Origin of the sequence: Fortiea contorta PCC 7126 (genome assembly GCF_000332295.1) — a bacterium.
GTDB classification, from domain to species: domain Bacteria; phylum Cyanobacteriota; class Cyanobacteriia; order Cyanobacteriales; family Nostocaceae; genus Fortiea; species Fortiea contorta.
Window position 1 is genome coordinate 367,970 of the sequence record NZ_KB235931.1, and the last position, 21,294, is coordinate 389,263.

The 21,294-nt window shown below is 40.3% G+C and carries 14 protein-coding genes and 1 pseudogene; 8 read left to right on the forward strand and 7 right to left on the reverse strand.

The features are described from left to right. Positions 1-13: 13 nt before the first annotated feature. The 5 genes and pseudogenes from MIC7126_RS28435 to MIC7126_RS28445 all read left to right on the forward strand — a co-directional run. Positions 14-595, forward strand: a complete 582-nt coding sequence (locus MIC7126_RS28435; protein WP_017656089.1) for a protein kinase domain-containing protein — start codon at positions 14-16, stop codon at positions 593-595. A gap of 47 nt (positions 596-642) precedes the next feature. Then, positions 643-918, forward strand: coding sequence for a hypothetical protein (locus tag MIC7126_RS32135; RefSeq protein WP_017656090.1), 276 nt, complete (start codon positions 643-645; stop codon positions 916-918). Positions 919-1,334: 416 nt separating this feature from the next. After that, a complete protein-coding gene (locus tag MIC7126_RS0126145; protein WP_017656091.1) occupies positions 1,335-1,844 on the forward strand; it encodes a helix-turn-helix domain-containing protein in 510 nt (169 codons plus the stop codon). Positions 1,845-1,879: 35 nt separating this feature from the next. Continuing rightward, the gene (locus MIC7126_RS0126150; protein WP_081603043.1) at positions 1,880-2,395 is read left to right on the forward strand and encodes an IS630 family transposase; all 516 of its coding nucleotides are present in this window, start codon (positions 1,880-1,882) and stop codon (positions 2,393-2,395) included. Positions 2,396-2,398: 3 nt separating this feature from the next. Then, positions 2,399-2,917: pseudogene (locus MIC7126_RS28445) on the forward strand (transposase family protein); the annotation flags it as partial. 88 nt (positions 2,918-3,005) lie between these two features. Here the strand turns inward: MIC7126_RS28445 and MIC7126_RS0126160 are convergent. The 5 genes from MIC7126_RS0126160 to psbO form a co-directional block, all read right to left on the reverse strand. Further along, positions 3,006-5,072, reverse strand: a complete 2,067-nt coding sequence (locus tag MIC7126_RS0126160; RefSeq protein WP_017656093.1) for an FHA domain-containing protein — start codon at positions 5,070-5,072, stop codon at positions 3,006-3,008. Between the two features lie 365 nt (positions 5,073-5,437). After that, positions 5,438-5,686 carry a hypothetical protein gene (locus tag MIC7126_RS0126170; RefSeq protein ID WP_017656095.1) on the reverse strand — a complete coding sequence of 83 codons (249 nt, stop codon included), beginning with the start codon at positions 5,684-5,686 and terminating at the stop codon, positions 5,438-5,440. Next, complete coding sequence (locus MIC7126_RS0126175; RefSeq protein WP_017656096.1) at positions 5,686-6,546, reverse strand: hypothetical protein; 861 nt, start codon at positions 6,544-6,546, stop codon at positions 5,686-5,688. Before MIC7126_RS0126175 ends, MIC7126_RS0126170 begins: the two co-directional genes overlap by 1 nt. Positions 6,547-6,706: 160 nt before the next feature. After that, a complete protein-coding gene (locus MIC7126_RS0126180; protein WP_017656097.1) occupies positions 6,707-7,483 on the reverse strand; it encodes an RNA polymerase sigma factor SigF in 777 nt (258 codons plus the stop codon). A gap of 872 nt (positions 7,484-8,355) precedes the next feature. Beyond that, positions 8,356-9,189: a photosystem II manganese-stabilizing polypeptide gene (psbO, locus tag MIC7126_RS0126185; protein ID WP_017656098.1), complete on the reverse strand. Its 834-nt coding sequence runs from the start codon at positions 9,187-9,189 to the stop codon at positions 8,356-8,358. A gap of 716 nt (positions 9,190-9,905) precedes the next feature. Here psbO and MIC7126_RS0126190 point away from each other — a divergent pair. Beyond that, entirely contained in the window at positions 9,906-10,253 is a 348-nt protein-coding gene (locus MIC7126_RS0126190; protein WP_017656099.1) for a hypothetical protein, read from the forward strand. Between the two features lie 81 nt (positions 10,254-10,334). Here the strand turns inward: MIC7126_RS0126190 and MIC7126_RS0126195 are convergent, their stop codons facing one another. Then, positions 10,335-15,359, reverse strand: a complete 5,025-nt coding sequence (locus MIC7126_RS0126195; protein WP_017656100.1) for a WD40 domain-containing protein — start codon at positions 15,357-15,359, stop codon at positions 10,335-10,337. A 125-nt stretch (positions 15,360-15,484) separates the two neighbouring features. Continuing rightward, positions 15,485-16,816, reverse strand: coding sequence for a P-loop NTPase fold protein (locus MIC7126_RS0126200; protein ID WP_026100539.1), 1,332 nt, complete (start codon positions 16,814-16,816; stop codon positions 15,485-15,487). Positions 16,817-17,720: 904 nt separating this feature from the next. Here MIC7126_RS0126200 and MIC7126_RS0126205 point away from each other — a divergent pair. Beyond that, on the forward strand, positions 17,721-18,566 hold the full coding sequence (locus tag MIC7126_RS0126205; protein ID WP_017656102.1) for a cell division protein FtsQ/DivIB: 846 nt from the start codon (positions 17,721-17,723) through the stop codon (positions 18,564-18,566). Between the two features lie 1,318 nt (positions 18,567-19,884). Beyond that, positions 19,885-21,180 (forward strand): cell division protein FtsZ, encoded by a 1,296-nt coding sequence (gene ftsZ / locus MIC7126_RS0126215; RefSeq protein WP_017656104.1) that lies wholly within the window; start codon positions 19,885-19,887, stop codon positions 21,178-21,180. Positions 21,181-21,294 lie beyond the last annotated feature (114 nt).

Sequence of the window (21,294 nt, forward strand, 5' to 3'; positions counted from 1 at the left end):
GAGCATATCAATTATGAATGCAACAATTACCAAAGGAATCATCTTACAGGGACGCTATGAAATCCAAGATTTTATAGGTAGAGGAGGATTTGGAGAAACTTATCTCGCAATAGATAAATTAAAAATGAACTCTTGCTGCGTTATCAAACGACTTAAACCTAAACATACCGATCCTGATACATTAACAGCAGCCAGAAAGTTATTTAAACGCGAGGCGCAGTTTTTATATGAATTAGGCAACCACAAACAAATACCTCATTTATTAGCAGACTTTGAGGAAAATGGAGATTTTTATTTAGCTCAAGAATTTATTGCAGGCGAAGATTTTAAAAAAGAACTGGAAACAGTCCAAACTCTCAATGAAACGCAGATAATTTCATTTCTTGATGATGTATTAAATATTTTAAAATTTGTGCACCAACATCATGTAATTCACCGCGATATTAAACCTTCAAATTTAATCCGTCGCCGTCATGATGGCAAATTTGTCCTTATTGATTTTGGTTCCGTTAAACAAATTACTGCTCAAGAAACCCTGGAGGGGAGACGAAACAGCCTAAAAAGCTTGGTGTATAAGATGGGTAGCGTTTTGTGATAGAAAAAGGTAGGTCTAGTTTTGTCAATAAGACCTACTTAATGATAATGTTAGCTATATTGTACCAAAAGCACTTAAAAAGTCAATTGAGTTTAGCAGAATATCTGTTGCTAAAAATTTTGATACATCTGTTGCAGTCAATCAAAGAAGTAACTTTAGAAAAATTAGCGAATGCGCTACCTTTGGGAATTAAATTTGAAAGCAGAAGAAAAAGAATACAAAGATTTTTATCATTACCAAATCTCACAATTGAAAAAGTTTGGTTGCCAATTATTCAAGAACTAATAGCAAACTACTTCCAGAATGAAAAATTATTTATATAGCAATTGATAGGACTAATTGGAGTCGGATAAACTTATTAATGGTCAGCGTGATTTGGGATAAAAGAGCCATACCAATATATTTTAGTTTGCTGCCCAAATTAGGTAGTAGTAATCTCACGGAACAGCAGAAAATATATCGCCAGTTATAGCAATATTAGAAAGATTATAAAATCTGTGTGTTGGGGGATAGAGAATTTTGCTCGGTAAAACTAGCAAAAGTACCTTCAGAGCAAGGATGTATATTTTTGTTTGCGATTGAAAAAGAATGAATTTGTAGAAATTAAACAAGATATGTTTATGGAGTTAAGCAGTTTAGGATTAACTCCTGGAGTATCTTTTTTTATCAAGGGAGTTATACCAATTTAATATGAAGTTGCATATAATAGAGAAAACAAACTCGATAAATTAAAAGAACCATGAGCCGCCCTTTTGAGATTGAAATAGCAGAGAGCGAAGAAGAACTTAAAAAACGCCTGCAAACAGCTAATTTAGGGAACCAGAAAGAAAAACTTATTATGCTGTGGTGGATAAAAAGCGGGCAGGTCAAGAAGCAGCAAGACATTGGAAAACGCTTGGCGAAAGATACTTCAACGGTAACAAGGTGGATACAAAAGTATAGATCGGGTGGGCTAGATGAATTATTGAAAATAAAAAAAGCTCCAGGAGCAAAACCCAAAATTCCTGAACGAGCGATCGCAGCACTTGAGGAGGAGTTAAAAACAGGAAAAGGCTTTAGTAGCTATGGTGCAATAGTGGAGTGGTTAAAGCAAGAGCAAGGGCTGGATATTGAGTACGCAACGGTTTATGCATCGGTTCGATATCGATTAGGGGCAAAACTAAAAGTCCCACGTCCTCAAAGCTATAAGCAGGATGAAAAGTTAGTATCTGAGTTTAAAAAAAACTCGGTATCATCCTCAAGACCCTAGAAAAACATCTAGCGCCAGGAAAATGCGTTCATTATCTGTGTCAAGACGAAACTAGGGTGGGGTTAAAAACTTTAACGGGAAAAGTGATTACGGCTTCTGGAGTCAAACCAACTGTACCCGTGAAATGGCAAAGGGAAAACTTTTGGATTTATGGTGCAATTGAACCATTCACAGGACAACATTTCCAGCAAGAATACCCCAAGCTCAATGGTGACTATTTTCAACAGTTTTTAAACTGGTTATCTGGGCAATTAGGTGAAGATTATGCAATTTTACAAATAGACCAAGCTCCTGCTCATGTCGGTGGTGCAATTAATTGGCCTGAAAATATTATCCCCCTACTTCAACCACCTCACTCTCCAGAATTGAATCCTATTGAAAGGCTTTGGCAGTATCTCAAAAAATCACTTCATAATGAACTTTTTTCTTCTTTGCAAGACTTACGTACTCGCATACAACAATTGTTTGCCCAACTAACATTTGAGCAGGTAATGTCTATCTCCTCTTATAACTTTATTTTAGAAGCTCTTTTCTATGCAGCTTCATATTAAATTGGTATTAAGGTAACAAAGACTCAGGGTTTTATCAGTTTTAATGTGGCTGGTAAGTGGCAACGTAAAATTAACGGAGTAGCACCCAAAGAAGCATGGTTTATTTTAACAAATTTTGACACCCTAGAGTCAGCAATTGCTGCTTACAAAAAGCGATTTGATATTGAAGAAATGTTTAGAGATTTCAAAACAGGTGGCTATAACTTAGAAAACACTAATGTTCAAGGTGAACGTTTTATTTCTCTAGTTTTGTTGATAGCGATCGCTTACACCTCTGCAACAATTAATGGTCAACTTATTAAACGCAAAGGAATCCAAAAATATATAGCTCGGATTAAAGAAAGGAGTCGTTCTCAACGGAGACACAGTAGTTTTTATATCGGCTTATATGGTCAAACATGGGTACATTTCAAGGATAGCTGTATTGATTTAGTCACACAATTAATGAGAATTAATCGTAATAAGTGGAAGCATTATCAACAAGGTTTAAGAGCCATGAAGCTTATTGAATCTATATTGTAGCTTATTTCGTCTCCCCTTCAGGTAAATATTACACCAATTGTTAATAAAAGAAAAATCCTGGTTTGCCAGCGTCCGTATAATGTCGGTGTCATGGTTGTTGATTAGTTGCCCATTTAATCCACTGCCAAAATGAACCGATTCCTTCAAGATATTTGATTCCCGGTGCGCCTATTCTGGCTAAAGCCTCGGCGGAACGTTGTGCTGCATATTGTAAACCTAAAAAACTATCTACTGGTGCATATGACCCACCTAAAGTCATACTTCCTGCAGCAAATATACGTCCCACTTTTTTGCTACGCATATCCTTAATTTCAAATTCGTTTGTAACTTCTATACGTCCTGAAGAGTTTAGCGGGATATGATAACGCTGAATTAAATCATTGATTAGAGGACTGGCAATCGGATTCGCGTCTAGTCCTGTAGCATCAATAATAAAATCCGCAGCTGGAATATCAAGACGAATTTGGTTTTTAATATTACTACCAGCAATTAATATATTGAGCTTTCCTTCTGCATTGCGCTCAACTTTTTCGACTCGGCCAAAATAAATTTGATACCATTGTTCTTTGCTATGCAGCCCATTACGAATTAGCCGTCGCCAGTCGCTTCTATCAGCAGTAGTCGTACCTCCCCAGTCTTGTAACATTTTATAACGTTCTGGTGGTTTGGCAGTTGCGAGGATTTTACGCAGATCCCCGCCCCATGCAGCTTTAGGCCAGTTGAAAGGCTGAAATTCCCAATTATTTTCGACATAACGCCTAGCTTGACCAAATTTTGCACCTTCTGGGTTTGGCGATTGCATAATATGAATAATCGTGACTTGATTATTTTTAGTCTGTTGACGAACTTCATTCAACCGCTGAATAATCCGAGAAGCCACAATTCCTCTACCCCGAATAATTACTATTCCTCCGTGTTTTTTTAAATACTGATAAACATGCTCGTGATTTTCGTAGGCGTTGACTACTGATTTGCGATCGCCTGTAGTTTCTCGATATTCTAATAAATCTGGTAAAAATTTAACAGAGGCATAACCGATTGCTAAGTTAATATACTTAGCAACTAAAATTTGGTATTCATCTTCTGTACTACCAGCTAGAGAATAAATAATCACATATCGACCATCATCTGTTTTCCGGATAAGTTTGACATCCCCGGCACGCCACATAGACTTCCAATTGATGCGCTTGGCTTCTCTGTCCAGTGAAGTATAAACATCACCTGCAATTGGCGTGTAAGTATCCGTACTTAGTAAAGGTTCAGCGAAAACTTGCCACAAGCACTTGAATGCATGGCTAAGATTACCAGAAACAATATCCCTCCAGGCTTCCCGAAGCGCATATCCAGGCCAACCCCAAATATTATCAGGACAAGAGTCAGAATTAGAACGAATCCGTTCATAGTCCTCTGGAATTTGGGAATTGCGGCACAATAAACGATAACGATGATATGGTTTGCTATCACCACGCCCAATTACCCGAATTTGTTCGGACTTAACACCAGAAATTCTGATAGTATCTACCCAAGCGAAGCTCCCCATGCCACCACCGATGGCAACGTAATCTTTTTCTTCGTAATTACTGTGTAAAATAATACGTTTAATTTCTGCGATCGCTACATGGCTAGAACCAAAAATATTTGGTAGAGGTAAAGATTGTGGTTTTTTGTGCAAGCGATACTCTAACAAGTCTGTTTCTGGCTCAAAAAACATTCCTGAATCTGGCTGGTTGTTTTGTCCTGCACTTCCACCCCGCGCTTGTGCTACTTGAGAAGGTACAAAAACACTTGATTCATGGGGCATAACTTCTGTCCCCTCCGATTCTACTTCAGCCACTAAAGTCAGGGTAATTACGTATGGCCCGATTTTGAGACAATCGCCACTTTGAAAAGAATGATGTGATTTATTAAACCATTTACCATTTAAGTAGCTGCCATTGGTACTTTTATCAGTAATAACTAACTGGTCATTCTCCAATGCTATTAAGGCATGATATCTTGACACAACTTTACTTTGAAGTAGGAGTTGGTCTACTGGTTGGTTGTTTAAACGATTCGGCATTGCTTCTGGCTTACTACCAAGCGCTACTGGTAGAGTAAAAGTCACATCCCAATGCTCGCCAGTCACGGAATCTTCCCAACGTAGTTGAATTTGCATAGGAACACAGTCCCCAACTTTGATGAGTAGTATCTATCCGACAACTAATTTTTTATCAGACTAATGTATAAGGAAATTCAGTTTTTGTATTAAAAAATATAATAAGGCTAACTCACACAATGATTTTAGCAAAAACCGAAAAATTTAAGAATACACGTAATTTAATCAAAAATAATGTAACAATTTACGTATTAATTAATACTTGCTTTGAATTGAATAACTGCGATCGCGCAAAAAATTTTGGCACAAATATTAAATACCCCCAATAGCCTTTGCCAATAAAGGTCGCTGGAGGTATCCTAAAGCAGAAACTTTTAGAGAAACATTATTAGCAGGTTTTAAGGTTAATTAACCCATTTCAGTAATCAAACACTGTAGCGATTTTGATAGTAATTCAAAATTTGCTGAACCCGCTGCCGACTTTCCAAACTACAGTTCACAGCCCACGAAATTGACAAGCCTGCAATTTGACTTTGGTGATAATCGAACTGCTGGGATGATTGGGGAATTAAATCCACTTCTACTCCATCCACTTGACGCAAATGGGCCGCTATCTCTCGATAAACAGCCAAAGGTAAACCAGTAAATTCGATTTTTTCTCTAGTTTCCGTCATCATGAAGCTCCGGTATTCACAGAATTTTGTGGTGACGTTGTTCCAGAACCAGGATTTTCTCCAACCGCTTTAGCTGATGGTGCGTCTCCTACCATTCTGGCAACCTCAATACCGTATTGTTCCACAATCACGACCGGGTTAGAGCCTTCGTTCATTTCAATCCTTTTAATGAGCAGGCCGTTAGCCAGTCGCTGTCCCGCTTGCACATAGCGACTTGCAGGCTCATTTGGAACTTTGATAATTGCTTGGAGTTGATTACTCAACAGCACAACTCCACTCACCATCACGGCTTTTGCTAACTCAGGTTGTGGTGGCTTTGGAAGTACAGATACTAAATTTGGACTAGGAACCACTGGAGGTAAAGCCTTAGGTAAGACTGGAGTTAAAACAGGCATTTTCCTGGGCTGTAGACGAGCCGAGATTACCTGACTTCGTTTTGGCACTTTGGCGTTCACACTTGGCACTTTTTTGTCTACAGATGCAGTTTTGGGAATCGGTAGAGGAGGTAAATTAGGAACAGGTTTTCCCGTGTTATTACTAACTGCAATCGTCGGTTGCTCGATAATTTCCGCGAATGGGTCATTGCGACCTTTTGATACCACTACTGCTCGTTCTGTAGCATTAGTTGGTTGAATCAAACGAGAATTTATTGAAGCAACTTGAGAGACATTTTTAGCGGCAACTACAGGATTATTAAAAGATGCCGTAGCCTGTGACGGCTGATTTGTCGGCACTGCCTTCGGGCTAGAAATAACGGCGGCTGGAGTAGAAGTGGTAGCTTGTGGAGTATTTTCTGAAGTACATCCAGCGGCTAAAATTAAAATAGCTGCAACAGCGATCGTGGAATTTCTTTTGCTCATTAGCTGCTCTCAAAAGCAATAGAAAAATTTGTTTGTGGAAATGAACAAGCCTAAAATTTAGATCAAAGGCAAATTCTGTTCTTGTTATAACCCAGTTTTTGATATTGCAAAGTTATCTTTAACACTGATAGTGCAGCAAAATTACGGTGGAAATTTATAGTTAACCATCCACCGCACCCATAATGTGTTTCAATGAATCCAACCCTTTCTTGACTCGGCGAGAAACCGTAACTACACTAATTCCCAGATGTTCTGCCACTTGTTTTTGGGTTAAATCATGCAAAAACACGCATTCCAAAACTTCGCGGGTGTGTTTTTCTAGCTGAACCAAAGCTTGTTGTAAACGCAATCGGTCTTCTTGCGCCAGTTGAAAGCTGCGGTAGCGAGGATCGGGAACTAATTCTCCCAAACATGTAGACCCTTCCTCTCCATCCTGCACTGGTACATCTAAGCTTAAAGGAGCACGATTCACCCAGGCCAACTTAATTTCTTGCCATTCATTAAGAGAAATTTCTAGTGCTGCTGCTAGTTCAGAATCAGTGGGTGGGCGATTGTATTTGGCGCGCAAAGAGCGCGAAACTCCGATTGCTTGCTGTTGCAAAGCTAGATAACGCCGAGGAATTCTGACAGTGACGCCTTTATCGCGGAGATAATGTTGAATTTCACCGCGAATATAAGGAATAGCAAAGGAACTAAAAGCATGTCCCTTAGAAATTTCAAATCTTTCCACAGCTCTAATTAAACCCAAACAACCTACTTGGAGTAAGTCTTCATAGCTCTCATGACATTGATTCATCCAATAGTGAGCTTCTTTTCTCACAAGTCCAAAATTTAGTTGCACCAGTTGATTACGAACAGTTTCTGAGCGAGATTTTTGGTATTCTCGCAAAATCTGCCAAATCTCGTGCTTCAGTTCATTGGTGACTGTAGTAGGCATAGCACTGCTTTTATTGAGCAAATAAACTGTTAATTACTGGCTTTTAAATCCATGTGGAATTATGTAATATCCCAGTCAATATCACCTGATATTAATTAGCAAATCCTATGGCTAGTAAATTTTTTATTTAAAAACGCCATAGTCTGGCTAAAAATACAACAAAATTAGAACAAACAAAACTGGTATTTTGTTTGTTTATTAATTTGGTTATGACCAGTAGCGAATCAATCTACATAGAGCCAAAATATAAAATTATTTAGGTGATTTCAAACGGGAATTTTACTTAATTTATTTTTTTTGAATATCAAAATTATTAATATATGTATAATCACATTTAATTATGGTTTTTGACCTGAATAATGCTCGTTATTAACCGTAAAACTACGGTAATAATTGCTAAAAATTTCAAGAATTTGAGCAAAAAATAAAAAGCACTCAGTACGACAATGTAAATATACGCAGATGACTATGAATAACTTAGGTGTCAACAGTAAATATCACTAAACAAATTAATAGGGAACAGGGAATAGGAAACAGGGAACAGGGAAATTCGCATATATTAAGGGGATTGAGACAAGGACGCCTCATGCAGGAATCTTTTTTTTGTTATTCATCAATCAATAAATAATGGTGGAAGTACCCTTGTATTGGGTCGCAGATCTTTGACTGTTAAGAGTTCCAAGAGTGCCTGTTGCTTGCCCCGTTCGCCGAGCGTTCCCGCTCTGAAAAAACTGGTTAGCGAAAAACCCCTTTACTTACCTAAAAGTCAGGGAGTAAAGGGGTTATGAGCAAAGTCCATACAGACCCAGAAGATCAAGTCTGTGACATCAAACTAGGGACGTCAGAATTGAGAGAAATGAGGTAGCCGGAATTTAGGCGCGATTTGACTCAACTCTGCCGTAGAATAGACCGCGGATCTTGACTTCTTTAGGTTCACCAGCACCTAAATCGGTGTCAGATGGCTGTTCACTCTCGAAAGTGCCAGCAATTTCACCACTACCACTATCTATTTTGGCTACTTGCAGAGAAATTTTGCCGCTGAGAATATCTGTACGTTTGACGTTAGTCCGGGTCAGTTCATCATCATCGGCTTGGGCGGGGAGAGCGACAGCGTTGTCATAGCCACTGACAACACCACGACCTTTAGGATCTAGGAAAGCAGCACCACGATAAGAAGGTACCTTGAAAGTGCCTTCAAAGTCTGTGGAAGTGCTCACACTGGATAAACCAGGTTGTGATTGAGCAACCAAGTTTTTGATGGTGAAGAGGAATGGTACTCTTTCTCCACCGGGTAGCTGTACAGTGATGGCTTGGAAGTCAAGACCGTCTTGTTCGACAAAAGTCAGGCTATTATCTTGGTTGATTTTCAGATCACCTTGCACTTGGTCAATGGTGGAAGTGTATCTAGTCAACAATTTACCAGCCACAAATTCTGCTTCTTGGCGTTTGTTAGCGGGTTCTTCTTTGACGAAGAATTGGGTTGGTTCTAAGCAAAGTTCTTTGATCGAGTAGGACTGGCTAGCATCGATGGGAATTGAACCACGTCTTGTTTCTGCCAGTTGGGGGCATTTATTAGCCAACCCCGTACCGCGAATTTGTTCATAGGTCAGTACATCTCTGCCACTGGAAGATGAGCCGTCGCTACAAGCGGTAATGAGTCCCAGGCACAAAGCCAAGAATGCAACAATTAAAGCGCGATACCTCATGGTCAACCTCAATGTCAAAAATTAATATCTAAGTTGTAAAACTGCTCTGCTAAACGTAATTAAACGTGTCGCTGGATTGAGTCTGGGGTTGAAGCCCCAGAGGGGGCTAGTCCCCCTGCTGTTTACAGGATTTGGTGTATGTATGAGTACACCTTAAAACAGAACGGCGACAGTGCTTACCTGAGATTACACAAAAAGTGGGATTTTCTTTGTGCTTTGCTCTTGTTGATGACAAAAGCGGTATCACTGAGGACGTTCTGTATTATGTATGTATTGCCACGACACACAGCCAATTGTTTGATAAGGAAATCAGCCAGATCATACGATTTTTTGAAACTCAAAATCAAAGGACTCTGAAGTTAAACAGGAACTTATTAATCCCATTTAGCTTTCCTAGAGGCTGTGTTATGCGTTACTGCTGTGTTTTAGTGGCGATCGCAATTGTTGTCGATTATAAATGTAAATCCAGTTACAGACTGCCCTGAATGAGGCAGCAAGTACCCGTAAACTCGGCCCTGAGTACAATTTAGCCAATATGATTTCTGATAGCCTCTAGAAGCCACCAGCGACCGCAGAACCCGAAAATAGCTGACTAGAAAAATGCTACTGGTCATAACTACCTCCAGCCCCTCATCCCTAACCCCTAATCCCTTTTTCCATGAAAGCCAAAAATCTTCGATAAATTTGAGTAGACCTCATTACATAGAAAAATTGGCATGAGCAAAGATAGAAATTTGGACTCAGGTGATTTGTCTTCTACGCTGCAAGCAATTTCAAACACAGTTCATGATGCAGCGCAGAGTTATCAAGGGGATACTGTGGCACTGTTGGCGTTGCTGAGGCAATTGGAGCAGTTACACCGAGAAATCCGAGATGGGTATTTTCAAGATAGTTTGCCTGATAACCGTCAGCATTTGTACTCGCTGCTGAAAGATATTGAGTCTGAGGGTGGCTGGCCTTATATTGAGCGGATGAATCTCAAAGCCTTTTTAGTGAACTTGACCCAGGAGACTCATCGTGATGGTGATAGTTTAATGAGCAGCGATCGCTCATTTGGCTGGTAAGCTGGGTTAGGAAAAAGTTTTGAGTTTTGAGTTGTCCATCCAGAATTCTTTGCGCCTCATACTCATCACTCTTAACTTTCGTTACCTTTTGCGGGTGATAGTATCACAAAGACGGCGATCGCGCCCTTCAACATTGCGGTTGTATTTGAGATAGTCATTCACCCAATTGCAACCGCGCCCAAGCAAGTCGTCTAAGTCTAGATTCCACAGAATGATGGTGTTGTCCACACTTGCTGATGCTAAAGTTTGACCATCAGGGCTAAAGCTAACACCTAAAACTGCTCCATGATGTCCAGTGAGGGTTTTAATCAATTTACCCTCACGGCTCCAAAGTTTCACGCTTTTGTCAAAACTAGCAGCAGCAATGAGTTCACCACGAGGGCTAAAAGTCACAGCGCTGACGCTATCACTGTATCCTTTCAACAAGGTTTTGATAAAAGTTCCGTCCCGTCGCCACAGCTTCACAGTGTTATCCCAACTAGCGGAAGCCAGCAATTGAGCAGTGGGACTGAAACTCACACCTAATACCCAGCTATCATGAGGGAAAGTTTTGATCAAAGTGCCATCCCGTCGCCACAGTTTGACTGTTCGGTCATCACTTGCAGAAGCTAACACCTGACCATCAGGACTGAAATTGACGCTATTAACTCGATCATGATGACCAACTAAGGTTTTGAGCAATTTGCCCTGGCGGCTCCATAGTTTCACCGTCTTATCTTTGCTCGCAGAAGCTAATAGCTGTCCATCGGGGCTGAAATTGACGCTATTGACACTACCACTATGTCCGGTAAGGGTCTGATACAATGACCCGTCACGACGCCAAAGTTTCACAGTTTTGTCAAAACTACCTGATGCAAGAATTTCACCTTGGGAGTCAAAACTGACGCTTGGTACCTCATCTTTATGCCCAACTAAAGTTTTGTAAAGTCGGGTTTCTAATTTACCGTTTCGCCAGTCTCGTCGCCACAGTTTCACTGTTTTATCTTTACTACCTGATGCCAACATGCGGCCATCAGGACTCCAAGCAACGCTTAAAACTCTGTCCTTGTGTCCTTGGAGAATAGGTAATGTGGGCGCGTCTAAACGCCAAAGTTTGACGCTTTTGTCAAAACTTGCTGATGCTAATAATGAATTATCTGGACTGAAAGCAACGCTGGCTACAGCATCACTGTGTCCTTTAAAGGTTTTCAGTAAGGAACCTGTGATACTCCAGAGGTTGATGGTGTTGTCGTCGCTCCCGGAGGCTAATTTATTACCATCAGGACTAAAGCTAAGATGCCAGATGTTACTGCTATGCTGCCGTAGGGTTTTATATGGGCGAAAATCGAAACCATCGGCATTAGTCTGACGATTTCGCCGCCAGAGTTTGACTATTCGGTCTCGACCCCCAGAAGCGAGGATTTGACCGTCGGGGCTGAAAGCTACTGCTCTCACTCCTCCCTGATGTCCTGGTAAAGTGGCGATTAAACTACCGTCACGACGCCAAATTTTCACAGTTTTATCTTCACTAGCCGAGGCGATTAATTGACCGTCAGGACTGAATGTTACCCAGTTTACCCATCCTTGATGTCCTCTGAGAATTTTGACTAAACTACCATCAGGGCGCCAAATTTTAATGGTGGCATCTTTACTCCCAGTAGCCAGCAGTTCTCCGTCAGGACTGAAACTAACACTATAAATCCAGTCTCCGTGTCCTTCGAGGGTTTGATGAGGACGGGGGTCAAATTCGCCTGTAATCGGGTTTTTTCGCCAGAGTTGCACAGTTTTATCTAAGCTAGCAGAAGCTAGTGTTTGCCCATCTGGGCTAAAGCTAACGCTAGTCACAGCATCGCTATGGCCTGCAAGGGTTTGTAGTAATTTCCCGTTGGGACGCCACAGTTTGACTTCTTTATCTAAACTGCCTGATGCTAATAACTGACCATCGGGGCTAAATGCGACACTCCAGACAATATCGCTGTGCCCTTCTAAGCGATTTACTTCCTCTACTCCATAAACCGCTTGTTGCAAGGCTGTTACTACGCGCATTCTCGTATCTGGTTGCACATCATCTGCTTGTTTGAATTTTCTCCAGGCGCGCAAACTTTCTAATAAAGCATCAAACTCTTTGTTGGAGGCAAATAGAGCTTCACTAGCGGCGGCGATCGCACTGATTTTAAAGTTAATTTCGCTACGTTCGGCGCGTCGAGTTTGCCTGAGTGCGGCTCTTTTTTGTAGGTCGGCTTGCCACCATAATACAGCGACGGTACTTGCCATGATGGCTAAGGCGACGCCGGCGATGCGTGCTTCTCGCAATCGCCGTTGTAAAACCAGGGTGAGTTGCTCTTGGGAGAGTTTGTGAGCTGCTTCAGCTCGAGTTTTTTCAAATTTGGCTTTTTCTAATTCAGCCACCATGCCATGATCATTTTTTTGGCGAATTGGCTCGACTAAATAGTCATGTACTAGTTGATAGCGATCGCCTAATTCTTCTCGCTCTCGCAACACTAAACCTGAACCCACTAAAATTTCTAAAATAAATTCCCAATTTGTGTCAAATTCTGCTGTCGGCTCTAATTTATTTCCTAGTGCTGCTACAAAATCTGCTTTGGTTTTTAGTGGTCTTGTCCCTTTTTCGTCAGTTAATTCAAATAATAGTTTCCAGCTACGTTCTTCATTTTCTTGTCCACAATCTTTAATCACTTCTTGCAGCCAGCGTTCTACTAGTTTTTTTGAGCCGCCGCACAACTGATATTGTTCGAGTGTGGTAATATTTTCTGCTTGTAATTGAGCACCAACTATTTGTAATTCAATCGGATGGACTTCATTTATTTCTGCTGATAAGTCATCGACGATTTTGTGAATTAATTCCTCACTCAATTCGGAGTATGAGCGTTTGGTCAAGCTTTGAACTATACTTATAGCATCATGGCGGGTAAAGTTTCCCAAATAATAGCGGATATCTTTATCTAAAATATTTTTATTAATTACTCCCAAATCATATAAACCGTCACTATTTTCTTTACTTAAACGTTCAAATTCTAAGAGGTAATGTAAATAGTCTTCTCGCAATGACAGAATAATTTTAATGTAGGGAATATTTAGACATTCACTAAAAAATCTATAAAACTGAGCTTTTTTAGTAGGAGATGTGCTGATAAAGAAAAATTCTTCAAATTGATCAAATATAATAATAATTGTATGATTACGTTCAGATGCTAACCGCAGTTTTTCAATGAGCACAGTTGGCGTCATTTCTTCAGGTATTGATATTTCTGTCTGTGATATGACATGGTTGATACTACGTCCTAAAGCTGTCACCCAATCAGTATAAACAGATAAAACAATCGGCAACGGTATACGCTCGCCAATAATTTTTCCTTTTAATGCGGGGACTAAACCAGCTTTGAGAGTTGAACTTTTACCCACACCCGAAGGGCCGTGAATAACTGTAAGTTTGTAGTCAGCACGAGTAATGCGTTCAATCAAGCGATTGACATCTTGTTGACGCCCTGCGGCGGCTATTTCTTGAGCAATTTCTTCAGGAATAAAAGGGATTTTCTGTGGCTCTAAAACTGGGTTAATTCTGTAGCGTTGCGGTTGTAATTGACTAGCGCCAATGAAGGCGCGAAAACCATATTGATGCTCTATTTGAATTTTTTCTTGTTTGAGAATAAAGGCTTCTGCATAATCACGACGCCCAAAAAAGTAGAGCGATCGCAATTCTTCTAAAATTTCTAGATAAAGTGAAGGCTCATACTGTAATTCACAAACTACCTTTGCCCATTCTAAGTTATTGATCGCTTCTTCCGATTTACCTAAATTTCTTTGTGTACGTGCTAATAATAATAGATACCAGCTTTCTTGTTGTCGGGAAACTTCGGTCGCTAATTCAGCTATTGCTAGTGCTTTATTAACTAATTCATCAGCTAACAACCAATTAGATTCTCCCACAGCCACAGCTGCCAAAAAACCATAATCTTGAGCAATTTGTGCAGGAATTCCATAAGTTTCATGTAACTGCAAAGATTTTTGTGCTAATTCCGCTAAATCTTCCCAAGCTTGTAAACGTTGCAACATTTCACAAGCCGATAAAATGAATTTGGCTACTAAGTCTTGTCTTTCTGCTTTCTCTAATATTTCTAGACATTGCTTAAACCACAACAAAGCATCTTGCCAATATTTTGTGTCTGAACCGTGATTTAAATCGGCCATCCGGCGATAACACAGTCCTAGATGGAACATGACTACTGCTTGTCTTAATTGTGGTCGAGATAAAAGTATAGGAGGATTGGGGGAATAGGTTTCTATATTTTCTGTAAAATTTCCTAACCTAGTTTTATCTAGCTCTAGTTGTTGCCACAAGATTAAGCTTTTTTGATAATGAGTTAAAGCCTGAGGAATTTTATCGTTTGCATATTCATCGCGCCCCAAAACAAATTCTAAACTGGCTTCTAACTCTGGTTCTAATTTGATACTATATAACCGCAGCAAATCATTACGAGCAGACTCAATTTCGTGACGACTTTGAGACTTAGGTGCTAAATCAAGTGACGCATTAGATAAAAATTTATCTGTTCCTGCTGCTAAAATTTTGGCAAATAAAGATTCTGTTTCTTGCCGAATCAAAGTAATTAAATTTTCTTTCGCTAATTCAAATTTAATTGTAGTTGCTGCCCAGCTTTTAAAATCAGGTGCTAATTTGGCTAGTATCGCTGCGATGTCATCTTGTAACCACAGAACTAGCGGAAAGGGAAAGCTAGCAGCGTAAATATCTCTTGCTTGATTAATCCCACTAATTAAATCTTCTAAATGAGTAATTGATTCCAACCCAAAAACCATCACAGATGAGGGTAAAGAATCTGTAACAACTGCGGGATAATCGAGAAATAGTTCGGCAATTATTGTAGTGTGTAAAGCAGTAGTTGATGGTTTGAGAACTAGTTCTCGTAAATTTATATCTTCCGTTAGCAAGCGCAGATTACCTAACATTTGCTCGCGCAATTGTCCATAATTACACCGGACTAAAATCAGGGCAAATTGACCATTAGAAAGCTTAATCGCCCGAATCAATCTTTGCAGAGCCTGCTGATTTTTATTGGCGATCGCTGCTGTAAGTTGCCACTTTGTCATAATTAAAATCCGGGCTAAAAAATGAGAAATAAAGATAAAAAAAGCAGCAGATCAAAGAAAATAATAAGCATAGAAGAAAGATTCATATCTCCACTCTTCTATACTTTATTTTCTATTTTTTATGACTATTTATTTTGCTGCCATGTCAAGACTTTTTCGGTTTCTGCTAAAGCTGGACTGATGCCAAACCACCGCCCCTGCAAATCGCGGTATTCAAATAAATACATACTTCGCAATAAGCTCTGGTAATCAGATTCACCTTTGACATTTTGCTGCTGCACTACTTCAAATAGTAATTCCCATTGGCATTCATCAATAGCTAGAAGCAAATCATCACGATAATCTTTAATTACTGCTTCTAAACAGTCTCTAGAGAATGGTGGATCTTGCCGCTGCAAGCAGCTATAAAGTAAACCTAGCAAGTTACGAATATGTCCACCACTTACCCGACATATGCGATCTAGAGTTTCGGGTTCATCAAATAATTCTGTAATCAGCGATGGTCTATTATTCCAAGTAACTTCTGGAAACGCTCTGGCTAACACTAATTGACGCAATAATGACATCCCTGGTTCATAATCGCTGCCGTCTCTTTGCCGCACTAATACCATTGGTAATAATTTCGGTGCGATACCTCCCCCTAGGCGATTTTTGAGTGTTTCGTATTCATTAGAAAAAATTAATGCCAGGGGAATTGTATAAACTAAGTGGCATTTAAGGCGGCGTAACTGTTCGCCTCTATCGATAAAAAGATACTCTGGTTGAGTGCGTCCAGAAGCGACGGGACGCATATCAACTCGATCTAAATTATCAACAATCACTACTAGTCCTTTTTGACCCCGCTGTTTTAGCTGTTCAATTGCTTTTTCTAAAATTTCTTCGTTAATCGCTTGTAGAATGCTATTGGTTCGTGGCTCCAGATACTGTCTTAATTGATTGCGAGTTTGGGCACTATCTTTAGTTTTAGCGGTAATTTTAGCAATACCTAAAGACAATTCTGCTTGTCCAGAAATTTCGATGGGAGTTTGCAAAAAATCTCCTATATCTTTGAATAAATTGCTAAAGTAACCCGGTTTGAGTTTAATGCCAATTCCTTCTAAACTCACACTCACTTGACGGGCTACGCTCAACAAAATATCGCTGACGTCAATATCTGCCATGTCTAAATCTTGGCTAGATTCAAAATAAACTACATGAAATCCGGCTACCTCCAGTTCTGCTTTCAAACGCTGTAATTCTGTGGATTTACCACAGCCAATATGACCAGTAAATAATTGGCAAGTTGGTTCGTCTGGCGAGATGCGGCTGATAGTGCGTTGTAATTCCTCCACAATTTTGCAGCCACGCACATCAGCAAAATCTATGTAGTACTGCCGATCTAGGACATCACTCATATTGAGTGTGTAGCTAGGATTACATGCTTTATAAAAACGCGACAGATTGAAAGTGGTTCTCATATAAATATCGGTAGATACAGTGAATATTGTTTGTTTATATACAAGAATTAACTGCCTGATCAAGAGACAGTTACTTAACTTACAATTTCTATGTAGTAAAAATTAGCACTCAGCATAAATTGGCTCTAGTCACCAGCAATCACACTTTACAGATGTGATGATTTTGGATGCGGACGGTATCTGTCCTTTTTACAGCAAGTGTCGAGCTTTTGACAACATGCGAGCTTTTCGCTGCCTTGAAGTACAACTTTATGCTGGTTTTTGGGTCAAAAAAGCTACTAATAAATACAACTGCTATGGCTGCTTAGTATCTAAAACTTGTATCGATTTTAGCAATATATTTAGGAGATACAACATGATATGGATATCATTTTATTGAATTTCTGTCAAGTGCATTTCACTACGCTTAAATTAATTATTTGCAATCATCTTCCTCAGAACTTTCACCATTTACGTGTCTGAAATCGCACCTATTTCTAGAAAATTGACTACATCTTTTGGGCTGAGAAAACTCTGAGTCAAACAGGACAAGGTCAGAAAAACAAGGGTGCGACTTGTTTGCTCAACCCTGCAAGTAGCCGACCTGGGCCGATGGCATCAATCAAAAACTATGCCTGCGTATCTACATAGCTATTTTTTGTCAAGGCATAGTGTGTAGCATTCTTGCCAATTACTGAGCAGTTTTCTAATGGTGAAAAGGCTACATTCAGTCGATATGAGACTACACAAATAAGAAAGGGAAAAATTTCTAGCAGCACAATCCTAGTTGCGGTTGCTGTAAAGTGTTACTAAAAGAAAAAAGTCTTGAGAAAAGCGGCTGGTAGATGCCGACAAAGTTGACGAAGAATTATATAAATGATCCAATTGCTCTCATGAATTGGACTAAAACCAGAAAGGGGTGAAAATGGCCGGCATAATATCAGTTTCTCGCACGGATTTAGCCCAGCGACGTAAGAACTTACGACGACAGCGGCAGATGAAAATTATTCAGGCTATGTGGCGAACCTTTGCTATTAGCGGCTTTGCGGGTGGTTTGCTATGGTTGGCAATTCAGCCCATGTGGGTGTTAAATGCGCCCAGACAAATTGTGATGAAATCGGGAAATCAAGTGTTGTCAGAGGAGACGATTGAGTCGTTGCTGGTGCTAGCTTATCCTCAGTCTTTGTGGCGGATTCAACCGTCTTTGATTGCTGACTCCTTACAAAAGCAACCAACGATCGCCCAAGCGAGCGTCAGTCGGCGTCTGTTTCCCCCTGGATTAATCATTGATATCAAAGAACGAATACCTGTAGCGATCGCGCAAACGCGCAATCAAAAAACAACTGATATTCATAATCAAGCAGTATCTGTGGGTTTACTAGACGCCACTGGGGTTTGGATACCGTTAGAAAAATACACATCTCTTAATCCCACCAGCAATTTACCCACTCTCAAAGTGGTAGGTTCGCCAGAACAATACCGCCCCTTCTGGACACAACTTTATCAAGCTGTTAGCCAAAGTTCAGTGAAAATTAACGAAATTGATTGCCAAAATCCCACAAATTTAATTTTGAAAACAGAAATAGGCAAAGTATATCTAGGATCTCCCAGCCCTCAATTATCTGAACAAATTCAGCTACTGGCTCAAATGCGCCAATTACCAGCTAAACTCAATCCCAGTCGCATAGAGTATATTGATCTCAAAAACATTGACAATCCATTAGTACAAGTGAACCAAAAAAATCCCAAGGCTAGCTCAGGAAAATTTTAAGCACATCCAGGATGTTTAATGTATCTAATGCTGCTAGTAAATTAGAATTTTTATGCTGATCAATAAATATATTTATAATTTTCAGTTTTTCAGAATCATCCATCATAATCGATGCTAACTTCTAATTAAAATGAGAGGAATAACCTTTCGACTCTTCAAGGAGTACAAGGCTCTCGATTGTAACTTAAACATTTCGTGACTAAGCACAAGATGTTAGACAATCTGAAGATAGTTTATGTTGTGGAAGATAACTGTCGCCTACTCAATCTTTGACTAAACCTCAAGCTTAAATGGGAAAAATTTGTTAGTTTCTCATTAATATTTAACTCACAAGCGGAAGGTACAGCCGCACATGCTCATCAAGTGGTGAGACAGCGCTGTACACTTGCTAGCTAACAGTCAGTGGTAAAAACCTTTTCCTGAGTTTTGTTTTCTATCTTGAGGTGGAGTTTCTCCCAGATCCTAGCTCTAAGGAGTCATACAGATGGTTTAGCATATCTGGTTTTTTGCGGGTAATAGCAAGGGTTTCCATAAGGTAGAATGTTGCTCCAAGCGAATGTCTGTTAAAGCGGGCCGCACAGCAAACTAGTGAGGAAACCGATTAACTGACAAGCAAGCTTCTCACTACCTTCAGGTTAAAGCTCAGTAAATGGAGGAAACATTTTGTGTTAAAAGGTGCAATGATCTTCGATGGTAAAACTTATTAATTATATTATTAAGGCAGACAAGGCGCGTCTTGGCGCGTCTTTGCAAGTTGTGCCATTGACTGATCATCTTGGGTGTAAGTTAGTTTTGACTGGGTTGAATTGTATATATAATTACGAAAAAATCTTTTGGACAGGTAACTTTGAAGGCTATAAGAAGTTTTGTCTTAAGTATTTTTCTTTAAACAGAAGTTATAGAAAATACAATAAACCCCAAGTTATCCCGGTACTTGACAACGAAAAAAAAATTAGTCAAACCAGTTGTAAAATTTGTAACAAAGCTAAATTTTTAGTAAAAATAAGGAGTAAGTACTGGCGATTTCCAAGGTGTATAGGGCTAAATCGGCTACACAGAGCAGAAAATGTTAAACTCTGCCAGAAGTTATACCGCACAATCTTAGGTAAATATAGATATACTTCTCCAGAATTAGTTGTGCAATCGGCGGTGCTAACAGCCCGTCACACGGCAGAATTTCGCAGTTGCAATCCTGTTAGGGTTACAAATGGTGAGAACAATAAAGAACACTGCCACAATCTATGGCAGCTTTAAACTAAAGTTGACTCCTAGGTGAATTACACCTGAAAAAGTCGTTTATCTACCCTTTCTGAATCCAATGACACTTGATAATAACCAAGGGCTTACCTATAAAAATTCCCAATCTGGGGGACAGCCAGGGTTTCCCCTGGCGGTTAACTCGACTAATCCTTTCAATCACTCTGGGTTAAACTTCGGACAAAATCACGACAGCAAAAAGATTTCTGCTGAAAGTAGCCGCATCGGCGAAATCGTTCCAGGTAGAGTGGCAAACATTAAAGTGATTGGTGTAGGTGGCGGCGGTGGTAATGCTGTTAACCGCATGATTGAATCTGACGTGAATGGAGTTGAGTTTTGGTCAATTAACACCGATTCTCAGGCTTTGACCTTAGCAGGTGCGCCCAGTCGGCTGCAAATAGGACAGAAGCTGACACGGGGTTTAGGTGCAGGTGGTAATCCTGCTATTGGTCAAAAGGCGGCTGAAGAATCAAGGGATGAAATAGCGACGGCTTTAGAAGGTGCGGATTTAGTATTTATCACCGCTGGTATGGGCGGCGGGACTGGAACAGGTGCGGCGCCCATTGTCGCGGAAGTGGCAAAAGAAATGGGTGCTCTAACTGTTGGTGTGGTGACACGTCCATTTGTCTTTGAGGGGCGTCGTCGCACTAGCCAAGCGGAACAAGGTATCGAAGGATTAAAAAGTAGGGTAGATACGCTAATTATTATCCCCAATAACAAACTGCTGGAAGTGATCCCAGAGCAAACGCCCGTGCAAGAAGCTTTTCGCTATGCTGATGATGTATTGCGTCAAGGGGTGCAGGGAATTTCTGATATCATCACTATCCCTGGTTTGGTGAATGTTGACTTTGCTGATGTCCGGGCTGTAATGGCAGATGCGGGATCAGCATTGATGGGAATAGGTGTGAGTTCGGGGAAATCTAGAGCTAGAGAAGCCGCGATCGCTGCTATTTCTTCACCCCTATTAGAATGTTCTATTGAAGGTGCCAGAGGGGTGGTTTTTAACATCACTGGTGGTAGCGATTTAACTCTCCATGAGGTGAACGCTGCGGCGGAAACTATCTACGAAGTAGTTGATCCTAATGCGAATATTATCTTTGGGGCGGTGATTGATGACAGACTCCAAGGTGAGGTGAGAATTACCGTTATTGCTACTGGATTTACAGGTGAAGTCCAAGCCGCACCACAGCAGACGGTGGTTAACGCGCGGGTAGCGCCTGCTTCCAAGCGGTCAACTACAACACCACAGTCACCCGCGGTGAATCCACCCACGCCAATTGTCGAGCCAGCAAGAGAAAAACCCATATTAGATATTCCGGATTTTCTCCAACGCCGCCGTACACCACCCAAAAATTAAATGATGCCAGGATTTTAAATTTAAACTTATCGAATTAAGGTGGGCACAAGTCGGCAGATTTGCATGTCCTCCATGATTCTGAAACAAATTAAAGATGGGGAGCTTTGACCAAAG

Excerpts from the sequence above, each read along its gene's own strand:
- MIC7126_RS28435 (WP_017656089.1), top strand. The coding sequence starts at position 14 with ATGAATGCAACAATTACCAAAGGAATCATCTTACAGGGACGCTATGAA.
- MIC7126_RS32135 (WP_017656090.1), top strand. The coding sequence starts at position 643 with ATGTTAGCTATATTGTACCAAAAGCACTTAAAAAGTCAATTGAGTTTA.
- MIC7126_RS0126145 (WP_017656091.1), top strand. The coding sequence starts at position 1,335 with ATGAGCCGCCCTTTTGAGATTGAAATAGCAGAGAGCGAAGAAGAACTT.
- MIC7126_RS0126160 (WP_017656093.1), bottom strand. The coding sequence starts at position 5,072 with ATGCAAATTCAACTACGTTGGGAAGATTCCGTGACTGGCGAGCATTGG.
- MIC7126_RS0126170 (WP_017656095.1), bottom strand. The coding sequence starts at position 5,686 with ATGACGGAAACTAGAGAAAAAATCGAATTTACTGGTTTACCTTTGGCT.
- MIC7126_RS0126175 (WP_017656096.1), bottom strand. The coding sequence starts at position 6,546 with ATGAGCAAAAGAAATTCCACGATCGCTGTTGCAGCTATTTTAATTTTA.
- MIC7126_RS0126180 (WP_017656097.1), bottom strand. The coding sequence starts at position 7,483 with ATGCCTACTACAGTCACCAATGAACTGAAGCACGAGATTTGGCAGATT.
- psbO (WP_017656098.1), bottom strand. The coding sequence starts at position 9,189 with ATGAGGTATCGCGCTTTAATTGTTGCATTCTTGGCTTTGTGCCTGGGA.
- MIC7126_RS0126190 (WP_017656099.1), top strand. The coding sequence starts at position 9,906 with ATGAGCAAAGATAGAAATTTGGACTCAGGTGATTTGTCTTCTACGCTG.
- MIC7126_RS0126195 (WP_017656100.1), bottom strand. The coding sequence starts at position 15,359 with ATGACAAAGTGGCAACTTACAGCAGCGATCGCCAATAAAAATCAGCAG.
- MIC7126_RS0126200 (WP_026100539.1), bottom strand. The coding sequence starts at position 16,816 with ATGAGAACCACTTTCAATCTGTCGCGTTTTTATAAAGCATGTAATCCT.
- MIC7126_RS0126205 (WP_017656102.1), top strand. The coding sequence starts at position 17,721 with ATGGCCGGCATAATATCAGTTTCTCGCACGGATTTAGCCCAGCGACGT.
- ftsZ (WP_017656104.1), top strand. The coding sequence starts at position 19,885 with ATGACACTTGATAATAACCAAGGGCTTACCTATAAAAATTCCCAATCT.